Genomic DNA, 10,436 nt, shown 5'->3' on the forward strand with positions numbered 1-10,436 from the left:
TTATCGGGGAGTAATCGCGCCACCACTGGCCCATCTCTTCCACCGTGAATGGGCCGCTGCCTTTGGAAATGCGTTCCTGCTCACACCACATCATGTAGGACACAAGAGCCGCTGCCGCCTCGGGCGTGTTCCGAACCTGCTTGCCACCGCGAAGCACCCCGAGAGGGCGTTGCGGGCGGTTGAAGGCATATTCCCCGCTCGGCTGCCCGTTGGCGCTATAGACAGCCCATTCGGTGATATGGGCCGCGTCCAGCGCCTTGAGGTCCGACCAGAAGGAATCCTTCTCGTGGCGGAACTTCTCGGGCTGATATGCCTTGTCGAAGCTCTTTTCCTCGCCCTTCTCGGTGTAAAGCCTTCCCGGCGCCAGATAGTGAAGCCGAAAGCCGCTCGGGGTCGATCCGGCCATGATGCTCGATCCGCTGCGATAGTAAGCCCGGATCAGGCTTGAGGGGATGCCCCTCTCATTCATCAGGTCTTGCCGGTGATAAAGCTCGGCTGCCAGCATAACCGGCCCAATTTCCCCGATCTGGACCAGCCGCCCGAGGGGCGAGGTTTGCCCCTGCGTGTCCACGAACATATTGGGCACATAGGCAATCCGCTGCGAAACCGGCACCGCTGCCCATCCGGTCGATAGCTTCTCGATCCAGCCCTTTTGCTGCGCCCGAAATGCGGTGTTCTTGTCCTTGGTCGTGGTCGGCTGTCTTCCGGCCTCGATCTCGGCCACCACGGCAGCCTCAAGCGCCGTCAGGGGTGTTCGCCCTTCATGCGGGGGCAGCTTGAACCGGGGCACGGTCTTTGCCCTGGCGCGCTCAACGTCCAGCTTTTCGACCAGCTCCACGCGGGCCAGATTATCAATCGCCCGCCTGGCCTCGGAACGGGCAAGCCCGGTGTATTCCATCACCGAATTGACGCCGCCGCGGCTGATCGTGTTTGTCTGATCGGTGCCCTTCATGAGCGCCAGATAGGTTGCGGCTTCCTCGATCCCGAGGCCCTTGTCTTGGATCTTGAAGAACTGATCCACGTCCAGCGCGAAAAAGCCCTTGCCCTTCTTGTCCTCGGTCATGCGTCCCCCTGCCCATCACCCTGCACAATCTGGGTCGCCGGGAGGTCAGGTTCAAACCCCGGAAGCGCAGGCGATGAAGGCGGCGGCAAGCCATCCCCGGAAGGGAGCTGCTGTTCACCGGGATAGAGGGCAGGCAGGCGGCGCAAGGCGGCTTGATGCCCGAGGCTATCGCGGTCGGGCTGTTCCTCGTCGGAGACGATCACGGTGGCGCTGAAAAGGCTGTGCCGGATGCCATCACGCTTGCCGGTCCATGCCACGCGGTCATTGACCACATAGGCGTTGACGGTCGCGGAGTGCCCAAGCTGCCGAACCTCGATCCAGCTATCTTCCTTCAGGATGCCAATCGCGGTGCGAACGGCCCTTTCCGATCTGCCGATGATACGGGCCAGCGCCACCTGCGAAATGACCACCGCGTTATGTTCCCCGAGGCGGGCAGTCAGCGCGTGCATGATCTGCGCACCCACCGGCGACTTGGCAATGAGGTTCATCCACGCTTCATGCGCGGCGCGTTCGGTCTGGACCCATGAGCCATGCGGTTTCGTGTCTGGCAGGATTTCCAATTTTATGCGCCTATTTCCAAAATCAGGAACCATATTGCCGACAGGACAGGCAAGCCGCAACCATTTTTCACCCCTTCCGTTCCATTTTTGTGAACGGCGGTGCCGGTGAACCGGAACGGCGGTGCCGGTCGAACGAATCGAGACCGGAACCACGGTGCCGGTCTACCGGAACGGCGGTGCCGGTGCCCGCCTCATAAGGCATTGATTTAAGGCGCTTCTAATTTCGCCCTCTCTTATGATCTACAGTCCAACCAGCCGCAGGCCGGGCAAGCCAAGCGGCGTTCCACGGCGCAGGCGCAGGATTGACCGGAATGCGGCTTGCGGCACATTGCCGTTGAAGGAATGACCGTTCCACTTGCTGCACCCTTTCCCGTGGGTCAGGCAGGGAGTGTGGATAAGTCAGCCGAAGATCCGCGACCAAAGGCTTTTACGCTGATGATCGGTCAGCGCCTTCACCTGGTCCGCCAGCGCCTCAATGGTCGCGGTCGCCTTGTCCAGCTTTGCGTCGGTCGCCTCGAGGCGCTTTTGCGTGTCCTCGATCTGCGCCAAGACAGCCGGGGGCGGTGCGCTCGGGTTGCCGTCCGGGGTGTCCTCTGGGTTGCCAGAGAGAACCCGCCGGGATGCAGCCGCCAGAACCTCGGCAGCGAAGGCCGCTTGTGTCTTGCCAGCCTTCTTTGCCGCCTTGTTCAAGAGGCTGCGAAACTCGGGGGTGAACTCGTCACCTTTGAGGGTCAGGGTCGGGCGGCGGTCTGCCGGTCGGGTTGCCATCTATCGCGCCTCCACTGCCGCAAGCCGGGCCTCGATCTTTGCCAGCCGTTCGGCCAAGCCGTCATCCCCCTGCCCGTCAAGGAAACGTTGCAGGCTATGAATGAAGGCAGGATCATTCCGAATGAGGGTGCCCACCCTTAGAAGCACCTCGCGGGCCTCCTCTGGCGCTCGAATGTTGATCTGTGCCCAGGCGGTCATTTGCTCACCCCATCCGGGGTGAAGCGCACCCCTCGGGCTTCCAGCGCCTTTTGCAGGGTGTCCAGCGTCCGTTTGTAGGGGGTGCGCTTGCCCACCTCGAAATTGGCAATCGTCGCTTTCGCCACCTCGGCAGCATCGGCCAAGTCCTGTTGGGACATGCCAACCAGCGCCCTGCCCGCCTTACTCTGTTCCGGCGTCATCAGTATAACCTTACACTTTTAGGCTTGCATAAGCCTATCCCATTAGTGCAACCTTATACCGCAGAGGGTGATTTGCACAACTAGACCAAAGGGAGAACCCCGACCATGAACGCGATTTCCGCGAACGATACCGGCTTGCCCGCCGCCAGCCTGCATGTGATCCGCGACATGATCTTGCTGGCGCTCGATGCCACCGAAGCCGAGAACCTGCCGGAACCGAACCGCCGGGAAGCCCGCGCCGCTCTTGCCGAGGCGCTGGACGTGATGGACGGGGGCCGGGCATGACCGCCATTCCCGCAACCCGCATGGGTCGCCTGCAATTCGTCGCTGAAACCTTGGGCGTTGCCGTGCCGGATGGATTGCGCCCGAACCTGCTATCCCGTGACGGTGCGCCAGCTCATGCCGTGATCCGCTTTTGCGCCACCCACGGGGCCAGCCTCGATTTCATCTATCTTGGCGATGTTGCAATCCTGATCCGCTACACCGCCCGCGCCATGCTGATGAGGGAACCGGCATGAAGGAGTGCACCGAAAGCGATATGGCCCTGCTTGCCGCCTATCGTGCCTGTGAACCCGAGGTTCAGGTGATCTTTATGGCCTATGTCCGCGCCTCGTTCATTGAAAAGACGGTTCCCCATGAGGTCGGGTTCCCCCGTGCCGAGGCGCTGATTGCCCGGTTTCGGGCCGGGGGCGAAGTTCTGATTTCCGAGATTGAAGCCATTGGCACCCCGTCACGGGGTGCCGATTGGGTTGCGCCGAATGAAGAACACCCCGTAACGGGTTGCTGTGCGGGGTGTTTTCACGTTTTGCGGGTCAGATTCCGAGAACGGGTTTTATGTAATGGAACCCGCAAGCAACCCGAGTCGCGCCGAGGTTGTCACACGGGCACCCGAAAAGGTATCATCCGGGCATCGGCCAGACAGGCCAGCACCCCAGAGGACAACCCGCATGGCAACCCACGACGAACTCATGGAAACCCGCAAGCTGCTTACCGAACGGCTTGCCATCGAAACCCACCGCTTGAGCGGTGCCTATCAGGACGAACGCCTCGGCAAGATCGCCAATGTCCTCGCCGGGATTAAAGCGATTGATCTGGTGATCGAGAATGAACTTGAGCCGCCAGAAAGTGACGGGCCAATCGGATTCTTCATCGGCTGATCGGCGAAGTTAACAAACGGCATTTCCCGCCAGATGCAGGGGGCGACGAATACACATCGCATTTCCCGCCCCCTTCGCCCTATGCCTTGAGCAGCTTGGCGTCCTGCCGCAGCCGGTCGGCCAGCCCCTCGAGGTGATCGACATGCAGCCCGAAGCGGAACAGCTCGCCGGTTTCCTGTGAGGTGATTTGCAGGACGGCCCATTCGGGTTGCCCCTTCACCACGAAAACCCGGAACTCGTCGGCCATGTGAACGTGGATTGTCGGTTCGGTCATTCGTCCTGCCAATCAATGAAGGTCAGCGCGTCTTGAAGGGTCGCGCCCTCGATCCCGGCTTCCTTGGCCTGCGCCAGTGCTTGCAGCATCGTCGCCAGCGCCCGCGCCTTGCCGCCGTGGTCAAACGCCTGCATGGGGCGCACCACGTCCAGGGTGATCTTGCCGCCCAGCTTCTCGGTGGCTTCCTCGGCCAGCAGCCCGGCAATGGGTTGCAGGATCAGTTGCGCCAGATGCCGCTGCGCCTCGCGCACAAGGGGGCCGGTCGCGGCTTGGCTTTGCAGGCCGGGCAGCACCCCGAAGGCAAGGAAGATCGCCCCCTTGGCATCGCGCAGCAGCTCGCCCGCCAGCGTCCGCGACAGATCCGGGGATAGCTGATCGGGGGATTTGCCCAGAGACGGGTTGAGGCCCGCCGCCGTGGCCTGTGCCACCCCTTCCACAACCAGAGCCGCGCCGCGCTTCCCCCGGAACCCTTGCCGCAGGGCCTCCATGTCATCGGCGCTGCCTTCCGGCATGGGCACGATCTGCGAACCCAGAGGGGCGTCACGGAACACGTCCCGCAGCGCGGTTTCAATCTCGGCCATGAGCTGCGCCGAAAGGGTCGCCCGGCGCAGGGGAGCGGTTCCGGCCCACGGGGTCACGGCATCGGTGCCGATCCTGAAATGCAGCACCTCGCCCGCCAGCGCGATTTCAGAGCGCCCGCCGCCCGCCTCGGGGATTTGCAGCCGGTATGACCGGGGCACCCCGTCACGGGTTGTCACGTCCCAATCGACAGCCGGGATAAGCTGATCGCGGATCAGGAACAGCGCCTCGCCCCGCAGGGCCAGAGAACGGGCCGTCATGGCAAGGCTGCGCCGGGTCAACAGATCGGTGCCCTTCACGTCAGCCAGGGCAAGCCCGCCTTCCCAGAGGGTCACGCAAGACTGGACAGCCGCCGTCAGCTCGCCAAGGCCCGCCGATCCGGTCAGGAAGGCAGAGCGGGCCGCGATGATCTGCGCCGTGTAGCCGGTTCCGCTGGATCGGGTTTCGACAGGCTTGCGCCGGAAAATGTCCATCAGGCCCATGTCATGCCCTCCACCGATTGAAGGGGTGAACCGCACCCCGCACGGGTTGCCGGTCCTGATGCGTTTCCCATGCCCGCGCCTCGATCTGCGCCAAGGGATAGGCCGGGACCGTCACCGCCGAGAACTCGAACACCGCCGCCCGCGTGATGGTGCGCAGCAGGCCCGCGCCCCGGCTTTCGATCTTCTCGCCGCCGGGCTGGACGTGGAACCCGGGCGACAACCCACGGACCAACCCGCCAGCATGGGCCGCAAGGAAGTCCCGCGCCCATGACGTGCCCGAGGTAATCCGCGCCTCGAGCAAGACGCCCTCGGGGGTGTCCTCAATTTTGAGGGTGCCCGCCGCCCGTGAGGCGAGAGGCTTTTCGTAATCATGCCCGGCCAGCAGGTGGATATCCTCGCCCGCCTCGATCCGATCCGCGAAGGCGCGGGCGGCGATGACTTCCCGCCGCCCCGGTGCAAGCTCGGTTTCTGCGCCATAGGGGAACGCCGCCCGAAGGCGGGTTGCCCCGCCCTCGCTGCGCAATTCCAGCCCGCCGAGAGACGCGCCCCAGAGCATTACCGCACCCCGGTCAGGATCTGGAGTTGCGCCCCGCGCGCCACGGTCACATCGGCGGTGGTCAGCGCCGTGAGCCGCAGCCCGCCCGATTGCGCATCGCTGTACGGATCGCGGATCAGATCGACTGCGCCCCAGAGGCCGACGAAGATCGGGGCCACGCCGCCCGCGTTGGTAGCCAGCAAGGCTTGGGTTGCGGGCGGGGTGCCGGACGGGGCGGCAAGGGCAGAGCTGGACATATGGACATTGCCCGCACCAACAGCCCTGATCAGGCGATCCCATTCCCACATGGGCGCGCCGTCCGCCGCTTGCAGCTGATCCATCGCAGCCCAGACCTCGGGCCGCACAAGAACCTTGATACCGCCCGGGCCAGTCGCGGCATTGGCTGCCATGAAGCGCACGATAGCCGCGCGGAAGATTGCCCAGGTCGCGCCCGCATCCACGGCGGTGGAGGTGATGCCATAGCTTGCAGCGCCGGGGATCACGCCGAGGGGTTGGCCGTTGGCACCCGTGCCCCGGAAGATCGCCTTGTCCAGCTCTGCCGACATGGCGCTTGCCATGTCGCGGCGGATCGCGGCTTCCAGCGCATCGCCCGATTGCAGCAGGGTCTTGCGGGTGACGCGCATATGGATACCCAAATTATGCTCGGGCTTCAACGCGCGGTCGGTGGTGGCGTAAGGCGTCGGCCCGGCGACATTCCCGGTTTCACCATCCGCCCAGCCTGCCGTCACTGCCGAGGTGGTCACCGGCCATTCCACAGCACCACTGCCGATCTGGATCATCTGCGCCCCCATCTGCGCCGCGACCGAGGCGGGGAACAGGCGGTCGATGATGGGCCGGGTCTGCACCGGGTCCGGGGTGCCGGCTGCAACGGTTTCGCCCGCCCGTTGCTCGAGCGCCAGCAGGGGAACCGGGATGCCGCGATAGCCGCCGGAATTGCGCAGCTCTTGCACAACCTCGGCAGTCTTGCCCGAGAGCGCCTTGCCCTCGTCCAGATGCAGCACCGCCTGGCGCAGCTCGAACCCGGCCACAAGGTCAGCGAACTGGCGGTCAGAGCGGGTTTCCAGCTCGGCACCGGCTTCGCGGCGCTCGGTGTCTTCCCCGATCAGAGCGGCGCGGAACCGCTTCTCATTGGTCTGATATTCTTTGTCCAGCGCGTCCATTTCCTGCGCCTCGTCGTCGGTCGGCTTCTCTTTGCCCGCCAGCCCGGCCAGCTTCTGGCGGATCTCGGATTGGCGGCGGGTGATCTTGATGGATTCCAGCATGATTTACTCCATTGCCGGGGTTGCAGGGTCCGCAGCCAGATCGGCAACGGCATCGGCCCAAGCCTTGCGCTCGGGTGATTTCTCTTTGTGCCCGCACTCGAGGCGGGTCTTTTTCGTGTGGCAGGGGCCGCAGAGGGCTTGCAGATTGGCCGGGGTGAACGACAGCTCGGGGTGCGTCCGAACCGGCTTCACATGGTCGATTTCCAGCCTGCGCAGCGAACCGCAGCAGCGGCATTTCCAGCCGTCCCGCTCGAGGATCGCTTGCCGCAGCACCTGCCAGCGGGCGGTCGAGGTCACGCGCTTGGAGTGCCGCGCATATTCGCGCCGGTCCTTAGCCATCGGTCCGCGCCCTCGCCGTAATCTCGAGGAACCGGAACCGGCCAAGCCATGCCTCTTTGATGCCCTGAATGTCCCAGGTCAGGCCGTCATGCGTGAGCTGGTCAATCGGGGTCAGGTCGCGGGTGAAGGCCGAAGAACGGACAGTGAAGCGTGAAACCAGTGTGGATTCGATCCACCCGGCCACCGCCCTCTCGCCGTCTGAAACGTCATGCCGCGCCGCCCGGATCGGTGCGCCGTGGTCATGCCAGGAATATTCATAGCCATAAGGGCCGTTGACGCCCACGCGCCGCTGGAACTGCACCAGACGGTCAAGGTTCACAGCCATAGCGCCCTCGCTTTCCGGGCCGGGGCCGCTTTCATCCGGGCACCCTGCGCCACCGCCAGCACCGATGCCGCCGCCGCGTCGATCCGCCCGAGGGAGCGGGCTTTCGCCAGCTTGTGGTTGCCTGCCGGGTCAACCAGCGTGATTGCATCGGAGAAGGCAGAGCGCAGAAGCATGGACGGGTTGCAGACCACTTCCCCGTCGAACAGCGCCCGGCGGAAACGCTCGATGTCCTCGGAGCCGTCTTTCCAGCCGAAGCCGCGCCAGATGAACGGCACCCGCGCCAGTCCTGCCGCCTGCATGGCCTCGGTGAACTCGGCATGGCGGAAGCGGTCGCCCACGATGCAATCGGGCACGATGCCGTCCAGATGCTTCACCACAGCGGCCAGCCAAGGGCCGGGCGGCACGGTCGCCTCGCCCATCGTCAGCAGCTCGCCCCGGCTTTCCATCTGCACATAGCGGTCAGACACGCCGTCAGCCGCGCCACGGTCGGCCAGAGAGGGTGCGCAAGGGAAGGTGCCAAGAGCCTCGAGCCGCCCCGTGTCGGGCCAGTAGAACGCCGCTGCCGACATGGACCGGGAGCCGCCGAGGTCCACGCCCAGGACGCAAGGCCCGGCCCGCTCGGGCAGAAGATCCGGGGCCACCTCTGCCGCCAGCCATTCGTCAACCGTGACCAGCACCGAACGGTCCTCGGTCGAAACCCGCTCGTTGCGGTTCAGGTTGCGGAAGCTGGACAGGGCAGAGCCGCCCCGTGCAATCGCCCGCCGCGCCTGCGCCACCAGCCAGTCAGGGGTCGAGCCGATGCCCTCGGTCGCGCCGGGATTGGCTTGCAGCAGGCTTTCCAGATCGTCGGCAGGCAGGCCAAAGGCGGGCCGGTGTTCCTGCACGAAGGTTCCCGGCGGCGGTTCATCCAGCCAGCGGGAGAACGTGTTCGCGTCATCCGGGGCAGAGGTCGAGATAATCAGCGCCCGGCCATCGCGCTTGCCGAGGCCCGACAGGATCGCGTTTTCCAGAGCATCGCCCTTTTCCGCCACCCATGCCGCCCGCTCGTCAAGGATTGCCAAGGTCGGGGCACCGCCGAGAATGGACTTGCCATCTGCCGCGATGACACGGGCCAGCCCGCCGCCGTTCAGATCGGTTTCAACCTCGAGCTTGGAGCCGCGCCGGATCGTGAATTGCGCCTGATCTTCCTCGGGCAAGCCCTGAATATACCCGACAAGGAACCCGAATGCGGTCTTTGCCTGATCGCGGTTCCGGGCTGCGAACAGGATTTCCCGCTTGGGCTGGGGCTTCTGATCCAGCGCCCCGACCAGCTCGCCCAGGGCAAGGCCCGCCGAGAGCGCCGTCTTGGCGTTGCCGCGACCGATCGACAAAACGCCGACCATCACGCCCGAGGCCAGAGAGCCGCGAACGAACTTGCGCTGGAACTCGGCCAGTTTGAGCCGCTTCCCGGCGGTGCGCCCCTCGGGAACATGCAGCAGGCCCAGAAAGGCAAGCGCCCGGTCGGCAGGGTTTTTTCCCCGGATTTTTTTCAGGAGAGAGAAAGGAACATTCCCCCCGCCGGTCCTGTGTCCCAAAGGTTCCGGGGCATTGGGACCATTCCGCAGGGCATCAGCCGCCCGCGCCTCGGCAGAACCGGGCATCAGGCCATCATGGCGGGGTCGCCCCCTCGGGCGGGTCACTCGGTCGCTGGCGGTGGCAGGCATAGCCGCACCCCACGATACCGGGCCACGATGCGGGCCGCAGCCATCGACAGACCCACGGGCCGCTCGGTGTCCTGTGCGCGGGCATCATAGAGCATTGCCGCCTGGTCGATGATTGCCAGCCGCAGGTCATCGGGCAGATCGGCAGCAGCCGGGGGCAGCGTGTATTCCGCCGCATGGGCCACGTCACCCGCAGCAGCGGCAAGGATCAGCAGCAGGCCATCGTCATCGTCGTTGAAGTCGATGCGGGCATGGAGCTTGGCGGCAATGAGAAGATCGGACACGTTCATGCGCTAAGTGTAGCACATGATACGTCTAGCTACAAATACACCTTGCTACATGGTTTTTTCTCAGCATGGCCGAACGGCCACACCTTGCGCTTGGCTTACCGCTTGAGCGCCTTCCTTGCCTTGGCCTCGGCAAAGCTCACCACGTTCGAGGTCTGGCGCTCGGCTTCCGCTGGCGCTGCCTTATTCTCAGCAATCTTGAACACGTCATCCACGGTCGCACCATTGCGAAGCATGGGAAGAACCTCGGCCAAGGTCATCTTTTCCTTCCTTCCTCTCGCGCGTGCGCGGGCTGCGCCGCCGATGCCTTCTCATTTCAAGTTTGATCTGGAGTTGATCTATCGTTGATCTAGCGTTGAACTACTTTGATATAGCTGCGCCTGAATTGCTTAGAATGCCGCTATCTGATTGTATCACAACGCTTTCCGGGAATGCTGCCTTGCGAACGCCGTCGAGGAAAAAAAGTGCCTCGTCCTGTTCCTTGAGCCGATCACGGAACCATTGGGCGGTGTTTTCGGTGCTGGCCCGGCAGACCATGCGAAGAATGCCGACACCCTCGACATGGGGCACATGGGCATTCTCGACGGCAATTATCGGGGAGTAATCGCGCCACCACTGGCCCATCTCTTCCACCGTGAATGGGCCGCTGCCTTTGGAAATGCGTTCCTGCTCACACCACATCATGT

General features: G+C 64.2%; 18 protein-coding genes. 3 read left to right on the top strand and 15 right to left on the bottom strand.

The window, feature by feature from the left end:
- The 5 genes from GBJ34_RS17385 to GBJ34_RS17405 form a co-directional block, all read right to left on the bottom strand.
- Positions 1-1,063: hypothetical protein (locus tag GBJ34_RS17385; RefSeq protein WP_151720468.1), on the bottom strand; the 1,063-nt coding region annotated here is incomplete at its 3' end.
- Entirely contained in the window at positions 1,060-1,776 is a 717-nt protein-coding gene (locus GBJ34_RS17390; protein WP_226341254.1) for a helix-turn-helix domain-containing protein, read from the bottom strand. The genes GBJ34_RS17390 and GBJ34_RS17385, both read right to left, overlap by 4 nt.
- Before the next feature lie 246 nt (positions 1,777-2,022).
- Positions 2,023-2,391 carry a hypothetical protein gene (locus GBJ34_RS17395; protein WP_151720470.1) on the bottom strand — a complete coding sequence of 123 codons (369 nt, stop codon included), beginning with the start codon at positions 2,389-2,391 and terminating at the stop codon, positions 2,023-2,025.
- Entirely contained in the window at positions 2,392-2,589 is a 198-nt protein-coding gene (locus GBJ34_RS17400) for a hypothetical protein (RefSeq protein ID WP_151720471.1), read from the bottom strand.
- On the bottom strand, positions 2,586-2,789 hold the full coding sequence (locus GBJ34_RS17405; protein WP_151720472.1) for a helix-turn-helix transcriptional regulator: 204 nt from the start codon (positions 2,787-2,789) through the stop codon (positions 2,586-2,588). The genes GBJ34_RS17400 and GBJ34_RS17405 overlap by 4 nt, the downstream gene beginning before the upstream one ends.
- A 105-nt stretch (positions 2,790-2,894) precedes the next feature.
- Here GBJ34_RS17405 and GBJ34_RS17410 point away from each other — a divergent pair, with 105 nt between their 5' ends.
- The 3 genes from GBJ34_RS17410 (at position 2,895) to GBJ34_RS17420 (ending at position 3,946) form a co-directional block, all read left to right on the top strand.
- Entirely contained in the window at positions 2,895-3,074 is a 180-nt protein-coding gene (locus tag GBJ34_RS17410; protein ID WP_151720473.1) for a hypothetical protein, read from the top strand.
- Positions 3,071-3,307, top strand: coding sequence for a hypothetical protein (locus GBJ34_RS17415; protein ID WP_151720474.1), 237 nt, complete (start codon positions 3,071-3,073; stop codon positions 3,305-3,307). The genes GBJ34_RS17410 and GBJ34_RS17415 overlap by 4 nt, the downstream gene beginning before the upstream one ends.
- Before the next feature lie 429 nt (positions 3,308-3,736).
- Positions 3,737-3,946: a hypothetical protein gene (locus tag GBJ34_RS17420; RefSeq protein ID WP_151720475.1), complete on the top strand. Its 210-nt coding sequence runs from the start codon at positions 3,737-3,739 to the stop codon at positions 3,944-3,946.
- A gap of 79 nt (positions 3,947-4,025) precedes the next feature.
- Here the strand turns inward: GBJ34_RS17420 and GBJ34_RS17425 are convergent, their stop codons facing one another.
- The 10 genes from GBJ34_RS17425 to GBJ34_RS20630 all read right to left on the bottom strand — a co-directional run.
- Complete coding sequence (locus GBJ34_RS17425; protein ID WP_151720476.1) at positions 4,026-4,220, bottom strand: hypothetical protein; 195 nt, start codon at positions 4,218-4,220, stop codon at positions 4,026-4,028.
- On the bottom strand, positions 4,217-5,281 hold the full coding sequence (locus GBJ34_RS17430) for a phage portal family protein (protein ID WP_151720477.1): 1,065 nt from the start codon (positions 5,279-5,281) through the stop codon (positions 4,217-4,219). The genes GBJ34_RS17425 and GBJ34_RS17430 overlap by 4 nt, the downstream gene beginning before the upstream one ends.
- A 1-nt stretch (position 5,282) precedes the next feature.
- Entirely contained in the window at positions 5,283-5,837 is a 555-nt protein-coding gene (locus tag GBJ34_RS17435; RefSeq protein ID WP_151720478.1) for an HK97 family phage prohead protease, read from the bottom strand.
- Complete coding sequence (locus tag GBJ34_RS17440) at positions 5,837-7,099, bottom strand: phage major capsid protein (protein ID WP_151720479.1); 1,263 nt, start codon at positions 7,097-7,099, stop codon at positions 5,837-5,839. Before GBJ34_RS17440 ends, GBJ34_RS17435 begins: the two co-directional genes overlap by 1 nt.
- Before the next feature lie 3 nt (positions 7,100-7,102).
- On the bottom strand, positions 7,103-7,438 hold the full coding sequence (locus GBJ34_RS17445; protein ID WP_151720480.1) for an HNH endonuclease: 336 nt from the start codon (positions 7,436-7,438) through the stop codon (positions 7,103-7,105).
- The gene (locus tag GBJ34_RS17450; RefSeq protein ID WP_151720481.1) at positions 7,431-7,763 is read right to left on the bottom strand and encodes a phage head completion protein; all 333 of its coding nucleotides are present in this window, start codon (positions 7,761-7,763) and stop codon (positions 7,431-7,433) included. Before GBJ34_RS17450 ends, GBJ34_RS17445 begins: the two co-directional genes overlap by 8 nt.
- A complete protein-coding gene (locus tag GBJ34_RS17455; protein WP_192931273.1) occupies positions 7,754-9,403 on the bottom strand; it encodes a terminase large subunit domain-containing protein in 1,650 nt (549 codons plus the stop codon). The genes GBJ34_RS17450 and GBJ34_RS17455 overlap by 10 nt, the downstream gene beginning before the upstream one ends.
- A 35-nt stretch (positions 9,404-9,438) precedes the next feature.
- A complete protein-coding gene (locus GBJ34_RS17460; RefSeq protein WP_151720483.1) occupies positions 9,439-9,753 on the bottom strand; it encodes a head-tail connector protein in 315 nt (104 codons plus the stop codon).
- A 95-nt stretch (positions 9,754-9,848) separates the two neighbouring features.
- Entirely contained in the window at positions 9,849-10,010 is a 162-nt protein-coding gene (locus tag GBJ34_RS20625) for a hypothetical protein (RefSeq protein WP_192931274.1), read from the bottom strand.
- Positions 10,011-10,110: 100 nt separating this feature from the next.
- Positions 10,111-10,436 (bottom strand): hypothetical protein (locus GBJ34_RS20630; protein ID WP_192931275.1); only part of this gene is annotated, 326 nt, incomplete at its 5' end.

This window comes from Gemmobacter serpentinus, assembly GCF_008973825.1.
GTDB lineage: Bacteria > Pseudomonadota > Alphaproteobacteria > Rhodobacterales > Rhodobacteraceae > Gemmobacter > Gemmobacter serpentinus.

Coding starts and splice junctions, on each gene's coding strand:
- GBJ34_RS17395 (WP_151720470.1), bottom strand. CDS start 2,391: ATGGCAACCCGACCGGCAGACCGCCGCCCGACCCTGACCCTCAAAGGT.
- GBJ34_RS17400 (WP_151720471.1), bottom strand. CDS start 2,589: ATGACCGCCTGGGCACAGATCAACATTCGAGCGCCAGAGGAGGCCCGC.
- GBJ34_RS17405 (WP_151720472.1), bottom strand. CDS start 2,789: ATGACGCCGGAACAGAGTAAGGCGGGCAGGGCGCTGGTTGGCATGTCC.
- GBJ34_RS17410 (WP_151720473.1), top strand. CDS start 2,895: ATGAACGCGATTTCCGCGAACGATACCGGCTTGCCCGCCGCCAGCCTG.
- GBJ34_RS17415 (WP_151720474.1), top strand. CDS start 3,071: ATGACCGCCATTCCCGCAACCCGCATGGGTCGCCTGCAATTCGTCGCT.
- GBJ34_RS17420 (WP_151720475.1), top strand. CDS start 3,737: ATGGCAACCCACGACGAACTCATGGAAACCCGCAAGCTGCTTACCGAA.
- GBJ34_RS17425 (WP_151720476.1), bottom strand. CDS start 4,220: ATGACCGAACCGACAATCCACGTTCACATGGCCGACGAGTTCCGGGTT.
- GBJ34_RS17430 (WP_151720477.1), bottom strand. CDS start 5,281: ATGGGCCTGATGGACATTTTCCGGCGCAAGCCTGTCGAAACCCGATCC.
- GBJ34_RS17435 (WP_151720478.1), bottom strand. CDS start 5,837: ATGCTCTGGGGCGCGTCTCTCGGCGGGCTGGAATTGCGCAGCGAGGGC.
- GBJ34_RS17440 (WP_151720479.1), bottom strand. CDS start 7,099: ATGCTGGAATCCATCAAGATCACCCGCCGCCAATCCGAGATCCGCCAG.
- GBJ34_RS17445 (WP_151720480.1), bottom strand. CDS start 7,438: ATGGCTAAGGACCGGCGCGAATATGCGCGGCACTCCAAGCGCGTGACC.
- GBJ34_RS17450 (WP_151720481.1), bottom strand. CDS start 7,763: ATGGCTGTGAACCTTGACCGTCTGGTGCAGTTCCAGCGGCGCGTGGGC.
- GBJ34_RS17455 (WP_192931273.1), bottom strand. CDS start 9,403: ATGCCCGGTTCTGCCGAGGCGCGGGCGGCTGATGCCCTGCGGAATGGT.
- GBJ34_RS17460 (WP_151720483.1), bottom strand. CDS start 9,753: ATGAACGTGTCCGATCTTCTCATTGCCGCCAAGCTCCATGCCCGCATC.
- GBJ34_RS20625 (WP_192931274.1), bottom strand. CDS start 10,010: ATGACCTTGGCCGAGGTTCTTCCCATGCTTCGCAATGGTGCGACCGTG.